This is a genomic window from Kitasatospora sp. NPDC001225, assembly GCF_053597855.1.
Window position 1 is genome coordinate 1 of record NZ_JBSFJC010000380.1, and the last position, 2,143, is coordinate 2,143.

Below are 2,143 nucleotides of genomic sequence, written 5' to 3' on the forward strand. Positions count from 1 at the left end.
CTGCGGGTCGAAGCGGTGCCGGGCGGCGACGCCCTCGCCGAGCAGGCCGGTGACCCACGGCCGTGTCAGGAGGGGTGGGCCGTCAGCCGGCGTACACGTCCTCGACGTACCGCCCGGCCTCGATCAGCCCCTGCAGCCAGGCCTGCGCCCCCTGCTCGTCCGCGCCCGGGACGCGCTCCCGGTACAGCGTCCGGAAGGCCTCCCGGACGCCCGGCGCCATCCGGGCGCCGTCGCCGCACACGTACACCTCGGCACCGGCTTCGAGCAGCTCCCAGACCTCGGCCGCCTCGGCGGCGATCCGGTCCTGCACGTAGCGCCGCCCGTCCCGCGGCCGCTCGCTGAAGGCGGGCCGCAGCGAGACCGCGCCGGCCTGCTCGGCCGCCTCCAGCTCACCGCGGTGCAGGTAGTCCGCGTCCGGGTCGTCGCAGCCGAAGTACAGCAGCGCCGGGGCGAGCCCGGCCCCCTCGGCGAGCAGCGCCCGGCGGTCGGCGACGGCGCCCCGGAAGGGCGCCAGGCCGGTGCCGGCCGCGATCATGACCACCGGGGTGCGGTGGCCGATCCGGAACGCCTCCCGGCAGGGCTGGACCCGGGCCAGCACGCTGTCGCCGACGGCCACCCGGTCGAGGTAGCCGGAGCCGGTGCCCCGGAAGGTGCCCCGGCCCGAGCGGGCCGGCCCGCTGAGCACCGAGACCATCAGCTCCGCCCGGCCCGGGTCGCCGGCGGGCGAGGAGGAGATCGAGTAGTGCCGCGGCCGGATCGGCGGCAGCAGCTCCAGCAGCACCGGCCAGCCGAGCCGCCCCTGGAGGGCCGGGTGGTCCTCGACCAGGTCCAGCAGGGTGCGCGGGTCGTCCTCGGACAGCGCCCGCAGCGCGGCCTGCTCGGGCGGGCAGGGGTTGAGCGCGGCCAGGGCGGCGCGCTGCTCGACGCTCGGCCGGTCCTGCAACTCGACGTGGCGGGTGAGCAGTTCGCGCACCGTCAGCGGGCGGTCGACGGCCAGTCCGGTGCGCCGGTGCGCCACGATGCCCAGCACCGTGTCGAGGTCGGCGCCGAACAGCTTGGCGGCGCGCTCGACCAGCGCCGAGTCGTTGGCCGGGAGCACGGTGAGGTGGTCGGCGGTCCGGTAGCCGGTGCCCTCCGGCAGGGCCAGCCGGACCAGCCGCTTGACCCGGTGGTACGCGGGGTCGGTCAGGCTGCCGACGGCGGTGACGGTCAGCTCCGCCATGCCGTGCCGGGCGGCCAGCGCGGCCAGCGGGCCGCCGGTCACCTCGGTCACCGAGTAGGCGGCCGCCGGCCGCGCCTCGGCGGGGGCGTCGGCGTCCCCGTAGCGCGCCAGCAGGGTCTCGCGCAGCTCGGCGGTGAACTGCCGTACGGTGCCGGCCAGGTCGCCGGAGGCGTCGGCCTCGGCGCGGGCCAGCAGCCGGGTGCCGCCGAGCGCGGCGAGCCGGTCGTCGATCAGCCCCGGGACGCGCTGGTAGGTCGCGGCGTAGGTGCGGTCGCCGATGCCGAGCACCGCGTACTCGACGCCCTCGGCCGTCCCGCCCTCCTGCCCCTCCCCGGCGTCCTGAGCCTCCTGGGCCTCCTGGAGCCGGCGGACGAACCGGGCCGCGTCGTCGGTCGGCTGCCCGTTGTACGAGGCGGCGGTGATCACCACCGGCCGGTCGGTGGGCAGCCCGTCCGCGTACGCGTCCAGCGGGGCGGTCTCCGCCTCGCAGCCGAGGTCGGCGGCGGCCTCCGCGAGCTGCCGGCTGAACTCCCGGCAGGCGCCGTAGTTGGAGCCGTGCAGGAGCAGCAGCCCGGTCCCCTGGCGGACCCGCCCGGCCGTCCGGGGCCGCTCGGCACTGCCGGTGGCAGCAGCGGTGGAGCCGGAGGCGGTCGCGGCCCGGCCGGGCGTGCGCCGGGCGAGGCCGAGGGTGAAGTCGTCGGGCTTGATGGTGAGCGTCTGCTTGATGGTCAGCCGGTAGTCGGTGTGGTCGATCAGCCGGTAGCGGTGGACCAGCATGCCGAGCAGCATGACGGCCTCGTGCAGCGCGAACTGCCGTCCGATGCAGGCGCGTTCGCCGGTGCCGAAGGGCTTGAAGGCGTGCGGGGAGCGGGCCTCCTCGCACTCGGGGTCGAACCGGGACGGGTCGAACAGCTCCGGGTT

1 protein-coding gene is annotated in these 2,143 nt (G+C 77.0%); it reads right to left on the minus strand.

All coding sequences use genetic code 11. The features are described 5' to 3' along the window. Positions 1 to 82 precede the first annotated feature (82 nt). On the minus strand, positions 83 to 2,143 hold a 2,061-nt coding region (locus ACWDCZ_RS40655), incomplete at its 5' end, for a cytochrome P450 (protein ID WP_449818631.1).